Source organism: Corynebacterium faecium, assembly GCF_027257105.1.
GTDB lineage: Bacteria > Actinomycetota > Actinomycetes > Mycobacteriales > Mycobacteriaceae > Corynebacterium > Corynebacterium lehmanniae.
Genome location: NZ_JAPYJX010000008.1, coordinates 1 through 16,792, shown reverse-complemented (window position 1 = coordinate 16,792; position 16,792 = coordinate 1). Strand labels below are relative to the sequence as shown.

14 protein-coding genes and 1 rRNA gene are annotated in these 16,792 nt (G+C 66.6%); all 15 read left to right on the top strand.

Annotated features, from left to right (window positions below; genetic code table 11):
- The first annotated feature begins 13 nt into the window (after window positions 1-13).
- The gene (gene pheT / locus O5O53_RS09685; protein WP_269511708.1) at window positions 14-2,521 is read left to right on the top strand and encodes a phenylalanine--tRNA ligase subunit beta; all 2,508 of its coding nucleotides are present in this window, start codon (window positions 14-16) and stop codon (window positions 2,519-2,521) included.
- A 54-nt stretch (window positions 2,522-2,575) separates the two neighbouring features.
- A complete protein-coding gene (gene argC, locus O5O53_RS09680) occupies window positions 2,576-3,631 on the top strand; it encodes an N-acetyl-gamma-glutamyl-phosphate reductase (RefSeq protein ID WP_269511706.1) in 1,056 nt (351 codons plus the stop codon).
- A 51-nt stretch (window positions 3,632-3,682) separates the two neighbouring features.
- Window positions 3,683-4,843, top strand: coding sequence for a bifunctional glutamate N-acetyltransferase/amino-acid acetyltransferase ArgJ (argJ, locus tag O5O53_RS09675; RefSeq protein WP_269511705.1), 1,161 nt, complete (start codon window positions 3,683-3,685; stop codon window positions 4,841-4,843).
- Window positions 4,844-4,855: 12 nt separating this feature from the next.
- The gene (gene argB / locus O5O53_RS09670; protein WP_302471114.1) at window positions 4,856-5,791 is read left to right on the top strand and encodes an acetylglutamate kinase; all 936 of its coding nucleotides are present in this window, start codon (window positions 4,856-4,858) and stop codon (window positions 5,789-5,791) included.
- Entirely contained in the window at window positions 5,788-6,966 is a 1,179-nt protein-coding gene (locus O5O53_RS09665) for an acetylornithine transaminase (RefSeq protein ID WP_269511701.1), read from the top strand. The genes argB and O5O53_RS09665 overlap by 4 nt, the downstream gene beginning before the upstream one ends.
- A 4-nt stretch (window positions 6,967-6,970) precedes the next feature.
- Window positions 6,971-7,912, top strand: a complete 942-nt coding sequence (argF, locus tag O5O53_RS09660) for an ornithine carbamoyltransferase (RefSeq protein ID WP_269511699.1) — start codon at window positions 6,971-6,973, stop codon at window positions 7,910-7,912.
- A complete protein-coding gene (locus O5O53_RS09655) occupies window positions 7,909-8,406 on the top strand; it encodes an arginine repressor (protein WP_181888364.1) in 498 nt (165 codons plus the stop codon). The genes argF and O5O53_RS09655 overlap by 4 nt, the downstream gene beginning before the upstream one ends.
- A gap of 80 nt (window positions 8,407-8,486) precedes the next feature.
- Window positions 8,487-9,701: an argininosuccinate synthase gene (locus O5O53_RS09650; protein WP_269511698.1), complete on the top strand. Its 1,215-nt coding sequence runs from the start codon at window positions 8,487-8,489 to the stop codon at window positions 9,699-9,701.
- A gap of 2 nt (window positions 9,702-9,703) precedes the next feature.
- Window positions 9,704-11,140, top strand: a complete 1,437-nt coding sequence (gene argH / locus O5O53_RS09645) for an argininosuccinate lyase (protein ID WP_269511697.1) — start codon at window positions 9,704-9,706, stop codon at window positions 11,138-11,140.
- Between the two features lie 49 nt (window positions 11,141-11,189).
- Window positions 11,190-12,377 (top strand): hypothetical protein, encoded by a 1,188-nt coding sequence (locus tag O5O53_RS09640; RefSeq protein WP_269511696.1) that lies wholly within the window; start codon window positions 11,190-11,192, stop codon window positions 12,375-12,377.
- Window positions 12,374-13,966 carry a vWA domain-containing protein gene (locus O5O53_RS09635; RefSeq protein WP_269511694.1) on the top strand — a complete coding sequence of 531 codons (1,593 nt, stop codon included), beginning with the start codon at window positions 12,374-12,376 and terminating at the stop codon, window positions 13,964-13,966. Before O5O53_RS09640 ends, O5O53_RS09635 begins: the two co-directional genes overlap by 4 nt.
- A complete protein-coding gene (locus tag O5O53_RS09630) occupies window positions 13,953-14,603 on the top strand; it encodes a hypothetical protein (protein WP_269511693.1) in 651 nt (216 codons plus the stop codon). The genes O5O53_RS09635 and O5O53_RS09630 overlap by 14 nt, the downstream gene beginning before the upstream one ends.
- Window positions 14,600-14,779, top strand: a complete 180-nt coding sequence (locus O5O53_RS09625; protein WP_181888369.1) for a Trm112 family protein — start codon at window positions 14,600-14,602, stop codon at window positions 14,777-14,779. The genes O5O53_RS09630 and O5O53_RS09625 overlap by 4 nt, the downstream gene beginning before the upstream one ends.
- A gap of 12 nt (window positions 14,780-14,791) precedes the next feature.
- On the top strand, window positions 14,792-16,054 hold the full coding sequence (gene tyrS / locus O5O53_RS09620) for a tyrosine--tRNA ligase (protein WP_269511691.1): 1,263 nt from the start codon (window positions 14,792-14,794) through the stop codon (window positions 16,052-16,054).
- Between the two features lie 617 nt (window positions 16,055-16,671).
- A 16S ribosomal RNA gene (locus tag O5O53_RS09615) occupies window positions 16,672-16,792 on the top strand; the annotation flags it as partial.

The following is a 16,792-nucleotide window of genomic DNA, read 5'->3' as shown; positions in this document are numbered from 1 at the left end:
GAGACTCTCGATAATGCTCATTTCCAAAAACTGGATCGTCCGCCTGCTGCAGAACGCAGGTAACAAGGATTTCAACCCCACCGACGAGGAGCTCGACGCGGGCTTCGTGCGCGTCGGCTTCGAAACAGAGGGCTACGAGCCGCTGCCGGAGGTCACCGGCCCGCTGGTCATCGGCCGCGTCGCCGAGATCGAGGAGCTGACTGGATTTAAGAAGCCCATCCGCTACTGCCAGGTGGACGTGGGCCAGGCCAACGGCACCGGCGAGCCGCAGGGCATCATCTGCGGCGCCCGCAACTTCAAGCAGGGCGACCTGGTCGTCGTCTCGCTTCCTGGCGCGGTGCTGCCGGGCGGATTCGAGATCTCCGCGCGCGAGACCTACGACCACATCTCCGCAGGCATGATGGCCTCCGCGGCCGAGCTCGGGCTCACCGCGAAAAGCGAGGGCATCATTACTCTTCACGACGGCTCCGCTACCCCCGGCCAGGACGCCCGCGAGATTTTAGGCTCGGACGACACAGTCTTCGAGGTCAACGTCACTCCGGACCGTGGCTATGCGCTGTCGGCCCGCGGCTTAACCCGCGAGATCGCCTCGGCCTTCGACCTCGAGTTCGCCGACGTGGCGCGGGATCCGGCGATCGCCGGCATCGACATCTCTGGTGTTCCAGCCCCGGCAGGCGAGACCATCGCGGTTACCGTGGAAGAATCGACCAAGGCCAAGCGGTTCGGCGTGCGCACCGTCGAGGGCATCGACCCGAACGCTACCGCGCCGTTTTGGATGCAGCGCGAGCTCATGCTCGCTGGTGTGCGCTCGGTCAACGCCGCGACGGACGTGACCAACTACGTCATGCTGTTGACCGGCCAGCCGATGCACGCCTTCGACGCCGACAAGATCTCCGGCGGCCTGCGCGTGCACAACGCCTCCGACGGCGAGAAGTTTGAAACGCTCGACCATGTCGAGCGCACGCTGACAGCAGAAGATGTGGTGATCAGCGACGACAACGGCATTCAGTCCCTGGCCGGTGTCATGGGCGGCACCACCTCTGAGATCTCGGATGAGACGGTCAATGTCCACTTCGAGGCAGCAACCTGGGACCCGCTGACCGTGGCGCGTACCGCGCGCCGGCTGAAGCTGAGCTCGGAAGCCTCGCGTCGCTTCGAACGCGGCGTGGACCCACAGCTGGTGGAAAACGCCTTGAACATCGCGTGCGCACTGCTGGTGGACATCGCCGGCGGCACGATTCATGCGGGCAGGACGCTGGTCGGTGACGTCGAAAAGCGTGATGCGATCGCGATGCGCGCGACGCGCCCGGCCGAGCTGATCGGTGTGGATTACGCACGCGAGAACGTGGTGCGCCGTCTGGAAGAGGTCGGCTGCGAGGTCGCCGGCGACGGCGAGGAGCTGCAGGTCACCCCGCCGACCTGGCGCACCGACATCACCGTGCCGGTGGAGCTGGTCGAGGAGGTCGTGCGCCTGGAGGGCCTGGACGACATTCCGTCGATCCTGCCCACGCCCCGTGGCGGCCGCGGTTTGAGCCCGCTGCAGCGCCGCCGCCGTGCAGTGACCCACGCTCTGGCGTACTCCGGCTACGCGGAGATCATCCCCACGCCGTTTATCGCCAACAACACCTTCGACGCCTGGGGCCTCGACGCGGACGATCCGCGCCGCAACACCGTCAAGGTGCAGAACCCGCTCGATGCGGACTACGGCATCCTGGGCACCACGCTGCTGCCGCCGATGCTGGAGGCCGCGGGCCGAAACGTCGCGCGCGGCCGCGGGGATGTGGCCATCTACTCCGTGGCGCAGACTTCGGAGAAGCGCGCGGACGCCTCGCCGCTGCCGGACGTGTCCGAGCGCCCGGCTGACGAGGTTGTCGCAGAGCTTGTCGAGTCGCTGCCGAAGCAGCACCTCCACACCGCGACGGTTGCGCTGGGCAACACGGAGCTGGAGGGCCCGTGGGGCAAGGGCCGCGCCTACGAGTGGTCCGACGCTATCGAGGCAGCCCAGCTCGTCGCCCGTGTCTGCGGCGTTGACCTGGATGTTGAGGCTGCCGAGTACCTGCCGTGGCACCCGGGCCGCTGCGCTGCGCTCAAGGTTGACGGCGAGGTTGTCGGCCACGCCGGCGAGCTGCACCCGCAGATCCTGGAGAAGCTGAACCTGCCGGCGCGCACCTGCGCGATGGAGATCGATCTGACCGCCATCCCGCTGGCAGAGCGCCTGCCTGCGCCGCGTCTGTCTGCGTTCCCGCTGCTCAACCAGGACATCGCCCTGGTCGTGGACGAGGCGGTGGCAGCCGAGGACGTGCGCCGCGCGGTCCAGGAGGGTGCCGGCGAGCTCGTCGAAGCGGTGACGCTTTTCGACGTCTACCGTTCCGACAACCTCGGCGAAGGCAAGAAGTCGCTCGCGTTCGGCCTGGCGTTCCGCGCCCCGGACCGCACGCTGACAGAGGAAGAAGCCTCCGAGGCGCGCCTGAAGGCAGCTGAGTTGGCCAAGGAGCGCTTCGGCGCAGAAATGCGCGGCTAAAAATATTTCCGTGAATAACTTCCACGCGACTGCATAACTGTTACACTTGCGACCATGTCACAAGGCAAGGTTGTCAAAGTAGCGGTCGCGGGGGCCACGGGCTATGCGGGCGGTGAGATTCTCCGCCTGCTGCTGGGCCACCCGGCGTATCTTGCGGGCGAGCTGGAGATCGGCGCGCTCACCGGCGCGTCCAACGCCGGCCAGCGTGTCGGCGAGCTCATGCCGCACCTGCCGGAGCTGGCCGACCGGGTTATCGAAGAGACCACCGTCGAGGTCCTCTCCGGCCACGACGTGGTCTTTTTGGGGCTGCCGCACGGACACTCCGCGGCCATCGGCGCCGCGCTTAGCGAGGACGTGACCGTCATCGACTGCGCCGCCGACTTCCGCCTACGCGATGCCGAAGCCTGGCGCGCCTACTACGGCTCGGAGCACGCGGGAGCGTGGCCCTACGGGCTGCCGGAGTTACCGGGGCACCGGGAGGACGTCGCAAAGGCAACGCGCATCGCTGTTCCCGGGTGCTTTCCCACGGGTGCCACCCTTGCCGCATGGCCGGCGGTGCAGGCGGGCCTGGTGGAGCCGGATCTGACAGTGGTGGCCATTACCGGCGTGTCCGGGGCAGGCAAGAAGGCCAAGGTTGACATGCTCGGCGCGGAGACGATGGGCTCGCTGAAGGCCTACAGCGTCGCCGGCGCGCACAGGCACACGCCGGAGATCGCGCAGAACCTCGAGGAAGTAGCGGACGGCCAAGTCGCCGTGAGTTTCACGCCGGTGCTCGCGCCGCTGCCGCGCGGCATCCTCACCACCGTTACTGCGCCACTGGCACAGGGCGCGGACGCGGAGGCGGTGCGCGCGGCATACGAAAACGCCTACGCCGTGGAGCCGTTCGTGCACCTGCTGCCTGCCGGCCAGCAGCCGCAGACGCAGCACGTGGTGGGCTCCAACATGTGCCACGTCCAGGTTGAGGTGGACCAGGCGGCGGGCAAGGTCGTGGCCACCAGCGCCATTGACAACCTGACCAAGGGTACTGGGGGAGCGGCGGTGCAGTGCATGAACCTTGCGCTTGGGTTCAACGAGGGGGCGGGTCTGTCGCGAGCCGCGGTGGCTCCGTAACCGCCGACGAGACACCCCTTACCTCTTTTCCCTGAAAGGACCCCCTCCATCATGAGCACTCTTGGAGTCACCGCACCGCAAGGCTTCTCCGCCGCCGCCACCAGCGCGGGCCTGAAAGCATCCGGAAACCCGGACATGGCCGTCGTGGTCAACGACGGCCCCGAATACACCGCGGCCGCCGTTTTCACGCGAAACAAGGTCTTCGCCGCGCCCGTGAAAGTCAGCCGCTCGGCGGTGTCCGCCGGCGAGCTGAAGGCGGTGGTGTTCAACTCCGGCAACGCCAACGCCTGCACCGGTGAGCAGGGGCTGCATGACGCGCAAACTATGCACCGGCTCACGGCCGAAGGCGTGGGCGCAGAGCCCGCCCAGGTGGCCGTCTGCTCCACCGGCATCATCGGCGATCTGCTGCCGATGGAGAAGGTGGAAAGCGGCATCGCGGACGTCGTCGGTCAGCTCGGTGACCACGGTGCGGACGCGGCCGAAGCCATCCGCACCACCGATACCGTCGCCAAGGAAGTGTTAGTCAAAGGCGACGGCTGGACTGTCGGCGGCATGGGCAAAGGTGCCGGCATGATGGCGCCGTCGCTGGCGACGATGCTGGTGTGCCTGACCACCGACGCGAAGGTGGAGGCCCAGGCGCTGCAGACCGCGTTAGAGCGCGCCACGGCAACCACCTTCAACACCCTGGACATCGACGGATCCACCTCCACCAACGACACCGTCATCGCGATGGCCAACGGCGCAAGCGGGGTGAGCCCGGACCAGGACGAGCTGGACGCCGCGGTGTACGAGGCCTGCGCGCAGCTGGCGGCGATGATGCAATCCGACGCCGAGGGTGTGACCAAGCGCGTGAGCATCACCGTCGAAGGCACCGCAGACGACGACCAAGCGCTCAACGCCGCGCGCACCATCGGCCGCGACAGCCTGGTCAAGACCGCGATGTTCGGTTCCGACCCGAACTGGGGCCGCGTGCTCGCCGCCGTGGGCATGGCGGACGCGGAGATGGACGCGGACACCATCTCGGTGACCTTCAACGGGCACACTGTCTGCGAGTACTCCGGTGCAGTGCCCGGCGCGCGGGACGTGGATCTGAGCGGGTCGGACATTGCGGTGGTGGTGGATTTGGGCACCGGCGGCGAGGGGCGTGCGACGGTGCGCACGACGGACCTGTCGCACGCCTACGTTGAGATCAACTCGGCCTACAGCAGCTAGGAGGTGGGAGAGATGATGCCGAACTTGACCAACGAGCAGCGCGCCACTGTGCTGGCGGAGGCGCTGCCGTGGCTGCAGCATTACCGCGACAAGATCGTGGTGGTCAAGTACGGCGGCAACGCCATGATCGACGAGGACTTGAAGGCCGCCTTTGCCGCCGACATGGTGTTTTTGCGCACCGTGGGCGCGAAGCCTGTAGTGGTGCACGGCGGAGGGCCGCAGATCACCCAGATGCTCGCCCGCTTAGGGCTGGACGGCGGGGAGTTCATCGGCGGGTTCCGCGTGACCACCCCGGAGATCCTGGACGTGGTGCGAATGGTGCTCTTTGGCCAGGTGGGCCGGGACCTGCTGGGCAAGATCAACTCCCACGGGCCCTACGCGGTGGGCACCTCGGGCGAGGACGCCGGGCTGTTTACCGCTAAGCAGCGCGAGGTGGTCGTTGACGGTGAGCCGCAGGACATCGGCCTGGTGGGCACGATCACGGACGTGACCCCGGAGGCAGTGATGGACATCATCGAGGCCGGCCGGATCCCGGTGGTCTCCGGCATCGCACCGGGGGAGCACGGCGAGGTGTACAACATCAACGCCGACGAGGCCGCGGGTGCGCTCGCCGCTGCGATCGGCGCCGAGCGCCTCGTGGTGCTCACCAACGTCGAAGGGCTCTACACGGATTGGCCGAACAAGGATTCGCTGCTGTCCAAGATTGAGGCGGGCGAGCTGGCCAAGATGCTGCCCGGCTTGGACACCGGCATGATCCCGAAGATGGAGGCCTGCCTCACCGCGGTCCAGGGCGGGGTGAAGGCAGCGCACGTCATCGACGGCCGCGTGGCACACTCCGTGCTGCTGGAGCTTTTGACCATGGGCGGCGTTGGCACCATGGTGCTGCCGGACGACTACGACCGCGCGCACTACCCGGACGGAACGATCTTTAGAAAGGACGACGCATGAGCGAGTTTTCTTCGCGCTGGACTTCCGCGCTTTTAGACACCTACCCCGCGCCGCCGGTGGAGCTTGTCTCCGGCGAAGGCTCCACGGTCACCGACGCAGACGGCAACACCTACATCGACATGCTCGCCGGCATTGCCGTAAACGCGCTCGGCCACGCGCACCCGGCCGTCGTCGAGGCGGTGAGCGCGCAGGTGGCGCGCCTGGGGCACGTGTCCAACATCTTCGGCTCCCAGCCGGTGGTGGAGGTCGCCGAAGCGCTGCGTGCCCGCGTCGGCGACGAGACCGCGCGGGTGTTTTTCTGCAACTCCGGCGCCGAGGCCAACGAGGCCGCCTTCAAGCTCGCGCGCCTGACCGGCCGCCGCCGCATCCTCGCAGCTGAGCGTGGCTTCCACGGCCGCACCATGGGCTCGCTCGCGCTGACGGGCCAGCCGGACAAGCGCGCGCCGTTCGAACCCATGCCGGCGGGCGTCGAGTTCTTCCCGTACGGCGACATCGAGGCGCTCGAGGCCCTGGTGCAGCAGGACCCGGGCAACACCGCGGCGATCATCCTGGAGCCCATCCAGGGGGAGACGGGAGTCATCCCCGCTCCAGAAGGTTTCCTCACAGCGGTGCGCAATCTTTGCGACGCCCACGGCATCCTCATCATCGTCGACGAGGTCCAAACCGGCGTCGGCCGCACCGGCGACTTCTTCGCTTTCCAGCACGAAGGCGTCATGCCGGACGTGATCACCATGGCCAAGGGACTGGGCGGGGGACTTCCCATCGGCGCGACCATCGCCCGCGGCAAGGCGGCCGAGCTGTTTACCCCGGGCTCGCACGGCACGACCTTCGGCGGCAACCCCGTCGCCTGCGCCGCCGCGGGGGCCGTGCTTGGGGCCATCGACGAGGACTTCCTCGCCGAGGTGCGCCGTAAGGGGCAGTTGCTTCGCGACGCAGCTTCGCAGATCCCCGGTGTCACCCAGGTCCGCGGGCGCGGGCTGATGCTCGGGGTGGTGCTGGATGAGGCGGTGGCGAAGCTCGTCGTCAAGCATGGGCTCGAAAAAGGCCTGATTGTGAACGCACCGGGCGACGACGTCATCCGCCTGACACCGCCGCTGGTGATCACCGATGATGAGATTGAAGAAGCGATGAAGCGCCTCGCCCGTGCAATCGACGCAGCGAAAGAAAGGAGCTAAACCGATGGTCAGACACTTCCTGGCAGACGACGACCTCACACCGAAAGAGCAGGCCGAGGTGCTCGCACTCGCCGCGGAGCTGAAGCGGGACCCCTTCTCGCGCCGCCCGCTGGAGGGGCCGAAATCCGTCGCCGTGCTGTTCGACAAAACCTCCACCCGCACCCGCTACTCCTTCGACGCTGGCATCGCGCAGCTCGGCGGGCACGCGATTGTCACCGAAAGCGGCAACTCGCAGATGGGCACGAAGGAGAACTACCAGGACACCGGCGCGGTGCTGTCGCGCTTCGTGGAAGCGATTGTGTGGCGCACCTACGCCCACGACAACCTGCGGGAAATGGCGGAAACGGCCACCGTGCCGATCATCAACGCGCTTTCCGACGACCTGCACCCGTGCCAGATCCTCGCCGACCTGCAGACCGTGGTGGAGAACTTCTGCCCGGATGAGGGCCCGGCTGGGCTGAGGGGGCTCAAGGCCGTTTACCTGGGCGACGGCGACAACAACATGGCCAACTCCTACCTCATCGGGTTCGCCACCGCCGGCGTGGACATCACCGTCATCGCTCCGGACGGCTTCCAGCCGCGCGAGGAGTTCGTCGCACGCGCACGGCGCCGCGGCGAGGAAACCGGGGCGAAAGTCGTCGTGACCTCGGATATCGCGGCTGCGGAGGGCGCGAACGTGGTCATCACGGACACGTGGGTGTCCATGGGCATGGAGGAAGACGGCAAGGACCGCCGCACGCCGTTTTTGCCGTACCAGGTGGATGCTGCCCTGATGTCGCGCGCGGCGGAGGATGCAATATTCTTGCATTGCCTTCCCGCGTACCGCGGGAGCGAAGTCGCCGCGGACGTCATCGACGGGCCGCAATCGCGCGTCTTTGATGAAGCGGAAAACCGCCTGCACGCCCAAAAGGCGCTGCTGGCCTGGCTTTTGGAGCACCAAGTATGACCCAACCTGTATCCCGCACTGCGCGGCAGGCGAGAATCCTCGAGCTGCTCGAATCAACCCGCGTGTCCTCCCAGGTGCAGCTGTCCGAGCTGCTGTTGGACGAGGGCATCGACATCACCCAAGCCACCCTCTCGCGCGACCTCGACGAGCTCGGCGCGAAGAAGGTGCGCCCGCGCGCAGGCGGGCGCGCCTACTACACCGTGGGCGGCGAGGCAGATTCGCTCGAAGCGGCGCACTCCGGCCCGCGCGAGAAGCTGCGCCGCATGATCGAGGAGCTGGTGGTCTCCGTGGACTACTCCGGGCAGCTGGCCGTGGTGCGCACGCCGCCCGGGGCGGCCCAGTACTTGGCCAGCTACATCGACCGCGTGGGTCTGGACCAAGTGGTCGGTTCCATCGCCGGCGACGACACGGTGTTCGTGCTCGCCCGCGAACCGATCAGCGGCAAGGAGCTGGCGCAGCAGCTGTTCGGGCTGAAGGAAAACGTCGGCGAATAGACATCGCTGCGCCGATCGCATAATTTTACATACACTGAATAATTCTGAATCGTCCTGGAATTCGAAGGAGATCTTTCACCATGACTAACCGCGTTGTGCTCGCGTACTCGGGCGGCCTTGACACCTCTGTCGCCATCCCTTACCTCGCCGAAATGACCGGCGGCGAGGTCATCGCCGTCTCCCTGGACCTCGGGCAGGGCGGCGAGGACATGGAGTCCGTGCGTCAGCGCGCGCTGGACTGCGGCGCTGTGGAGTCCATTGTGGTGGACGCCAAGGACGAGTTCGCCGAGGAGTACTGCCTGCCCACCATCAAGGCCAACGGCATGTACCAGGGCGAGTACCCGCTGGTCTCCGCCATTTCCCGCCCGCTGATTGTCAAGCACCTGGTGGAAGCCGGTCACAAGTACGGCGGCACCCACGTCGCCCACGGCTGCACCGGCAAGGGCAACGACCAGGTCCGCTTCGAGGTCGGCTTCCTCAACCAGGACCCGGACCTGGAAATCATCGCCCCGGCCCGCGACTACGCCTGGACCCGCGACAAGGCTATCGAGTACGCCGAGGGCAAGGACCTGCCCATCGAGCAGTCTGCCGCTTCGCCATTCTCCATCGACCAGAACGTCTGGGGCCGCGCGGTTGAGACCGGCTTCCTGGAGGACCTGTGGAACCCGCCGACAAAGGACCTCTACGCCTACACCGAGGACCCGGCCCTGGGCAACGCCCCGGACGAGGTGATCATCTCCTTCGAGGCCGGTAAGCCGGTGGCTATCGACGGCCGCAAGGTCACCGTCCTCGAGGCCATCGAGGAGATGAACCGCCGCGCCGGTGCCCAGGGCATCGGTCGCCTGGACATGGTGGAAGACCGCCTCGTGGGCATCAAGTCCCGCGAGGTCTACGAGGCCCCGGGCGCAGTGGCCCTGATCACCGCGCACAAGGCGCTTGAGGACGTCACCGTCGAGCGCGAGCTGGCCCGCTACAAGCGCGTCATCGACGCCCGCTGGTCCGAGGAGGTCTACGACGGCCTCTGGTTCGGCCCGCTGAAGCGCTCCCTGGACGCGTTCATCGAGTCCACCCAGGAGCACGTCACCGGCGACATCCGCATGGTGCTGCACGCCGGCACCGCCACCGTCAACGGCCGCCGCTCCAACCACTCCCTGTACGACTTCAACCTGGCCACCTACGACACCGGCGACACCTTCGACCAGACCCTGGCTAAGGGCTTTGTGCGCCTGCACGGCCTGTCGTCGCAAATCGCGAACAAGCGCGACAGGGCGGCTGCCGCCTCCCAGGAGAAGTAGGGATGGAACAGCACAAGACCAACGAGGGCGCGCTGTGGGGAGGCCGTTTCTCCGGCGGCCCCTCGGAGGCGATGTTCGCCCTGTCCGTGTCCACCCATTTCGACTGGGTGCTCGCACCCTACGACGTGCTCGCCTCCAAGGCGCACGCGAAGGTGCTCAACAGGGCGGGTTTGCTTAGCGACGAAGACCTCACGGTGATGCTCGACGGCCTCGACAAGCTCGGCCGCGATGTCGCCGACGGCTCGTTCGGCCCGCTGCCCACCGATGAGGACGTGCACGGCGCGATGGAGCGCGGCCTGATCGACCGCGTCGGCCCCGAGGTTGGCGGCCGCCTGCGCGCGGGCCGGTCCCGCAACGACCAGGTCGCGGCGATGTTCCGCATGTGGCTGCGCGACGCACTCCGCGGCGTGGCCCAGGACGTCTCTGACCTGATCGACGCGATTGTCCAGCAGGCCGAGGCCCACCCGGACGCGATCATGCCGGGCAAGACCCACTTCCAGGCCGCGCAGCCGATCCTGCTCGCGCACTCTCTTCTGGCGCACGCCCAGTCGCTGCTGCGCGACCTGGAGCGCATCCAGGACGCGGACAAGCGCCTGGCCGTTTCGCCGTACGGCTCCGGTGCGCTGGCGGGCTCCTCACTGCACCTGGACCCGGAGGCGATCGCCGAGGAGCTCGGCTTCGCCTCCGCCACAGACAACTCGCTCGACGGCACCGCCTCGCGCGATTTCGCCGCCGAGTCGGCGTACGTGCTGGCGCAGATCGCCATCGACGTCTCCCGCTTCGCCGAAGAGATCATCGCCTGGTCCACGCCGGAGTTCGGCTACGTCACACTGCACGATGCGTGGTCCACGGGCTCGTCGATCATGCCGCAGAAGAAGAACCCGGACGTCCCGGAGCTCGCCCGCGGCAAGGCTGGACGCTTGATTGGCAACCTCACCGGGCTACTGGCCACGCTGAAGGCCATGCCGCTGGCGTACAACCGCGACCTGCAGGAGGACAAGGAGCCGCTGGTGGACTCGGTGACCCAGCTGTCGATTCTCTTGCCGGCGTTCACCGGCCTGGTGTCCACGCTTTCGTTCCACGAGGACCGCATGCGCGAGCTCGCCCCGGCGGGCTTCACGCTGGCGACGGATCTGGCCGAGTGGATGGTGCGCCAGGGGGTGCCGTTCCGCGAGGCCCACGAGGCGTCCGGCGCCTGCGTCCGCATCGCGGAGTCCCGCGGCGTGGATTTGGTCGACCTCACGGACGAGGAACTGCAAAGCGTCGATAAGCGTTTGCTCCCTGAGGTCCGCGAAGTGCTCACCGTCGACGGCGCGGTCGCCTCCCGCGACACCCGCGGCGGCACCGCCCGCCCGCGCGTGGAGGAGCAGCGCGAGCGCGTGCGCGAGGCGAACAAGGCCGCGCGCGAGTGGGCGGCAAAGCCGGTGCGCGCGCAGTAGTTCGTCGATTGCGGCGCGCATGTCGGCCCGGCCATTTAGCATGTGAGATATGAGTGTGCCGAGCAGCCATGACGCCAAGCCCCGGGGACGGAAAGTCTCCGTGGTGCTTGGCGTCATTTTAGTTGGGGTGGTTATCGCCGCCGTCGCGCTGGGACGGGGGCTGCTGCCCTTCGGTGACGGTGACGGCGACGGCGGAGGCGGGGGAGCGGCCGGCGGTTCCGGCGGCAAGTTGACGCAGCTGCACGGCGTCATCGGATCGGAGAAGCGGGCCTACTTCGAAGACCCCGACGTGGTGGCTCGGCTGGAGGAGCTGGGGTACAGCGTCAGCGTCACCACCGCCGGCTCGCGCCAGATCGCCACCACCACGGATATTGCGGAGCAGGACTTCGTCTTTCCGTCGTCGGCGCCCGCGACACAGAAGGTGCGCGAACAGGGCAGCGGCTACTCCGTGGACTTCCCGTTCTTTACGCCGATGGCGGTGGCGAGCTGGAAGCCGATCGCCGACCTGCTCGTGGCGGAAGGCGTGGTCAGCGAGCAAAACGGCACCTACACCCTGGACGTGAACAAGTACATGGACCTAGCCCGCTCCGGCAAACGTTGGCGTGATCTGGGCGAGGCGTACCCGTCGCCACGCAATGTGCAGATCCGCTCCACGGACATCCGCACCTCCAACTCAGCGGCGATGTACCTGTCGCTGCTGGCGTGGGAGGTGGCCGAGCGCGACCCGGAGCGCAGGGACGACGTCGGGTACCTCATCGACGAGATCGCACCGTTTTTCACCGCGCAAGGATATAGCGAGGCGTCCTCGTCGGGTCCGTTCACCGATTACCTGAGCCAGGGCATGGGTGCAGCGCCAATGGTGATGGTCTACGAGGCGCAGTTCTTGGGCGAGCAGATGCGCCCGCACTCCCGCATCCGCGACGACATGGTGCTGCTGCACTTGAGCCCCACCGTGCTCGCGAACCACGGCATCGTCGGCGTCTCGGAAGGCGGCAAGGAGCTCGGGCGCCTGCTGTCGAATGATCCGCAGCTGCAGCAGCTCGCCGCCCGACACGGCTTCCGGCCCGCGAACTCCGGCAGCTTGGCACAGGAACTCGAGGACCGCGGTCTCGACGCTCCATCCGACTACGTCAATTCCATCGACCCGCCCTCCTACGACAGGCTCGAGCAGCTCATCGACGGAGTGGGACAACGCTACGCCGGAGCACCCGCGCCGGTGAAGGAGGACGACCAGTGAAACGCCTTTACGCGGCCATCGCCGCCTTGATGTCGCTCATGCTCGCGTCGTGCATCTCGCTCGGCGGCGACACCTCCGGTTCCTCGGGCTCCGGCGCTGGCTCCGGTTCCGGCAAGCCGGCGGACCTGACCATCGTCGCCGCCACCGAGCTGAAGGACCTGGAGGGGCTGGTCGACCAGGCCGCCAAGGACCTCGGCTTCTCCATCGACATGCAATTCCCCGGCGGCACCCTGGACAACTCGCAGACGCTCAAGCGCGGCGACTTCGACGGAAAAGTGGACGCCACCTGGTTCGCCACCAACCGCTACGTCAACCTCATCGGCGCCACCGACAAGCTCGACGGCGAGACGAAGATCGCCACCAGCCCCATAGCGTTCGGCGTCTGGGAGGACAGCGCCAAGCGCCTCGGCTGGGACGCCAAGCAGCCCACGTGGGCGGAGTTCGCCGCAGCCGCGGAGGCCGGGGAGTTCAGCTTCGGCATGACCAACCCGCAGGCGTCCAACTCCGGGTTCTCCGCGCTCGTCGCCGTTGCCACCGCGCTGGCGGACACCGGCGACGCCATCGCGCCGGCGGACCTGGAGCGCGTGGGCCCGCGCCTCGAGCAGCTGTTCCAGGCCCAAACCATGGTCTCCGGGTCCTCCGGGTGGTTGGCCGAGGCGTTCGCCGACGACCCGGAGCGCGCGGACGCGATCGTCAACTACGAGTCCACGCTGCACCAGATGCGCCAGCAGGGCCAGCCCATTGAGGTCGTGGTCCCGGCGGACGGCGTGATCTCCGCGGATTACCCGCTGTCCGCGCTCGCGCAGCCGGCGAATACGGACGCACGGGAGCGCGTCGAAAAGCTTGCGAATTGGCTCCTGGAGCACCAGCCCGACATCGCGGACACCTTCCGCAGGCCGGTGACGCAGGTGGACAACCTGCCCGCGGAGATCGCGGACCAGCAGGTCATCGAGCTGCCGTTCCCCGCGAACGAAAGTGTGGTGGACGAGCTGCTGTACGCCTACGACAACTCCTACCGCCAGCCCGGCACCACCACGTTTGTGCTGGACACCTCGGGTTCGATGGAGGGCCAGCGCATCGCGTCGCTGAAAGACATCATGCATTCGCTTATCGACGGCTCCGCTTCCACCCTCACCGGCGACGTCTCCCTGCGCGACCGGGAGAACGTCACGCTGCAGTCCTTCGACAGCAGGCCGAACGACCCCGTGACGGCGCGGTTCTCCCACGAGGACCCGGCGGCGGTCGCGGAGCTGACGAAGTACGTCGACGGGCTCAGCGCCAGCGGCTCCACCGCGATGTACCAGACGCTGCTTGAAGCACTGCGCGAGACGGATCCGGCCGGCGGGATTCCGTCGATAGTCCTGCTCAGCGACGGCCAAGACACCGTCGGGCCCCGCTTTTCCAAGTTCAAGGAGGAATACGAGCAGCTGCCGGCCGCACAGCGGTCCGTGCCGGTGTTTGTGATCCTCTACGGCGACGCCAGCGAGTCGGAGATGCGCGAGCTGGCGGAGCTGACCGGCGGCGAAGTGTTCGACGCGCTCGGCGGCGACCTCGCGGCGGCGTTTAAGGAGATCCGTGGATTCCAATAATGTTTCAGGCAACGCGTTCGCCCGCTACTTCGCGTCGCAGAAGAACCAGGTCGGGCTGGTGCTTGCCATCCTGGTGGTTGTTCTGCACTTGGTGGTGGGCATCGGCATCTACTGGCCGGTGGCGGCGCTGGCGGCCTACGGCGCGGGCGCGGCGCTGACTCCCGCGCGCACCCCAAAGGAGCTGCCCGTGGCGCCGGCGGAGCCCACCCCGGTGGTGCTGGAGCGGTCGCTGCAGGAGACCTCCAGGCGTTTGGGCGGCGCCCGCCCGCCGCGGCAGGTGATGGCCCAGGCGCGTGCGCTCGAAGACACTGTCCGGTTCGTGCTCTCGGAGTGGGAGCACTTGGAACCGACTCCGGAGCACCGCCAAACGATATGGAATGTGGTGAAGGTGTACTACCCGGAGGTCGTCGATACGTATCTCGATGCCCCGCAGTACCGCGACGCCTCCGCAGTGCGGGTTGTCGTGGACTCGCTGACCACGCTCACGCGCGCGGCAGGAAGGGTGCGGCAGGGCATCTTGGACGACAACCTGCGTGCGATGGACTCCCAAGCGCAGTTCCTGCGGGAGGAGCTGGGGGAGTTGCCCGGACTCGACGACAGCTACCGCGGCGGCGACGGGTACGATCCGAAACCATGAGTCTGGATCCGAAGCTTCTCAGCGTCCTCGCGTGCCCCAAGGACAAGGGCCCGCTGGAGTACAACCAGGAAAAGCAGCTCTTGGTCAACGAACGCCTCGGAATTGCCTATCGCATCGACGACGGCATCCCGGTTTTGCTCATCGACGAAGCAGAGCCCTACACCCCCGCGAACTAGAAGAAAGCGACCATGACTTCCTCCAACATCATTGATGAGCTGACCTGGCGAGGGCTGATCAACCAGTCCACCGACCTAGACAACCTGCGCGAAGCCGCGCAAGCGCCGATTACCCTGTACTGCGGGTTTGACCCGACCGGCCCGTCGCTGCACGCCGGCCACCTCGTGCCGCTTCTGATGCTGCGCCGCTTCCAGGAGGCCGGCCACACACCGATCGTGCTGGCCGGCGGCGCCACCGGCATGATCGGCGATCCGCGCGACGTAGGGGAGCGGTCCATGAACTCCGCGGACACCGTGAAGGATTGGGCCGAGCGCATCTCCGGCCAGCTCAAGCGCTTCGTGCACTTCGACGGCGACAACGCCGCGAAGCTGGTCAACAACAACGACTGGACCAAGGACCTCAGCGCGATCGAGTTCCTGCGCGACATCGGCAAGCACTTCTCCCTGTCCACCATGCTGGGCCGCGAGACGGTGAAGCGACGCCTGGAAAACGACGGCATCTCCTACACCGAGTTCTCCTACATGCTGCTGCAGGCCAACGATTTTGTGCAGCTGCGCCGCGAGCACGACTGCATTCTGCAGATCGGCGGCGGCGACCAGTGGGGCAACCTCGTGGCCGGCGTCGACCTGAACCGCCGCATCGACGGCGCGCAGACCCACGCGCTGACCGTTCCGCTTGTCACGGATTCCGAGGGCAAGAAGTTTGGCAAGTCCACCGGCGGCGGGTCCCTGTGGCTCGACCCGGAGATGACCAGCCCGTACACCTGGTACCAGTACTTCGTGAACACCGCGGACGCCGACGTGATCCGCTACCTGCGCTGGTTCACTTTCTTGGACCAGGAGGAGCTCGCCCGCCTCGAGGTCGAGGTGGAGGAGCGCCCGTTCAAGCGCGAGGCGCAGCGTCGCCTCGCGCAGGAGATGACGGACCTGGTCCATGGCGTCGAGGCGCGTGAGGCAGTCGAGCTCGCATCCCAGGCGCTGTTCGGCCGCGCCGAGCTTGCGGACCTGGACGAGGCGACCCTCGCCGCCTCCGTCTCCGAGACCGACATCTTCGAGTTCTCCGGCGAGACCACCATCGTGGATCTGCTCGTGGGCGCTGGCCTCGCGGACTCCAAGGGTGCCGCCCGCCGCTCGATCAAGGAAGGTGGCGCGTACGTGAACAACGTCCGCATCGAGGACGAGACGTGGGTGCCCACCGAGGACGACTTCCTTCACGGCTCCTGGCTGGTGCTTCGCCGCGGCAAAAAGAACTTCGCGGGAGCGAAGCGCGTGTAGCACCCAGCTTTACGACGAGCTACCGCCCAGGCCCGGATTTCCCATCTGGCCTGGGCGTTTTGTGTTGTGCTTGGCTTCGTGGTTATATATCCATCCGTTGCTTCCGAGCGGTTGGGCCGCTTGGAGGGAATGGTTTAAGTGAATAGGGGTTACGTTCTGGTTAACCGGGGTTTAACGTGAGTTTGACTTTTGGTTGGTTGGTTGTGTAGCTTCTGATCAAGTCGCTTTTTCCGGCTGGGATCGTGTTGGGTTCTGGTTGGTGGGTGTGCTGGTGTTGTTTGAGAACTCGATAGTGTGCCAATGTACTTTTGTTGCGTGGGTGTGTTTGCCTGCCTCGTTTTGTGCACTGTGTGGTGTGTGCCCTGTGTGGGTGTGTGCCGGTGGTGGCGTGGTTGAATTCCAATGATGGATCGCGTCATCTGTTTGGTTCGGTGTGCGTGGGGTGTGGTTGAACATGTTTCACGTATTTTTTTGGCCAGCCTCCTTTGTGCCCCGTCGGGTTGGGGGTTGGTGTGAACCTTTGTAATTTTTGGATTTTGCCAGTCCAGCACTTTGTGTTGGTTGGTTTGTTTTTGGTTGGGTTTGGGCTTTTCACGGCCTGTTTCTGCTGAAACGTTTTTGTGGAGAGTTTGATCCTGGCTCAGGATGAACGCTGGCGGCGTGCTTAACACATGCAAGTCGAACGGAAAGGCTCCTGCTTGCAGGGGTACTCGAGTGGCGAACGGGTGAGTAACACGT

Coding starts and splice junctions, on each gene's coding strand:
- argC (WP_269511706.1), top strand. CDS start 2,576: ATGTCACAAGGCAAGGTTGTCAAAGTAGCGGTCGCGGGGGCCACGGGC.
- O5O53_RS09665 (WP_269511701.1), top strand. CDS start 5,788: ATGAGCGAGTTTTCTTCGCGCTGGACTTCCGCGCTTTTAGACACCTAC.
- argJ (WP_269511705.1), top strand. CDS start 3,683: ATGAGCACTCTTGGAGTCACCGCACCGCAAGGCTTCTCCGCCGCCGCC.
- argF (WP_269511699.1), top strand. CDS start 6,971: ATGGTCAGACACTTCCTGGCAGACGACGACCTCACACCGAAAGAGCAG.
- argB (WP_302471114.1), top strand. CDS start 4,856: ATGATGCCGAACTTGACCAACGAGCAGCGCGCCACTGTGCTGGCGGAG.
- O5O53_RS09625 (WP_181888369.1), top strand. CDS start 14,600: ATGAGTCTGGATCCGAAGCTTCTCAGCGTCCTCGCGTGCCCCAAGGAC.
- pheT (WP_269511708.1), top strand. CDS start 14: ATGCTCATTTCCAAAAACTGGATCGTCCGCCTGCTGCAGAACGCAGGT.
- O5O53_RS09650 (WP_269511698.1), top strand. CDS start 8,487: ATGACTAACCGCGTTGTGCTCGCGTACTCGGGCGGCCTTGACACCTCT.
- tyrS (WP_269511691.1), top strand. CDS start 14,792: ATGACTTCCTCCAACATCATTGATGAGCTGACCTGGCGAGGGCTGATC.
- argH (WP_269511697.1), top strand. CDS start 9,704: ATGGAACAGCACAAGACCAACGAGGGCGCGCTGTGGGGAGGCCGTTTC.
- O5O53_RS09640 (WP_269511696.1), top strand. CDS start 11,190: ATGAGTGTGCCGAGCAGCCATGACGCCAAGCCCCGGGGACGGAAAGTC.
- O5O53_RS09655 (WP_181888364.1), top strand. CDS start 7,909: ATGACCCAACCTGTATCCCGCACTGCGCGGCAGGCGAGAATCCTCGAG.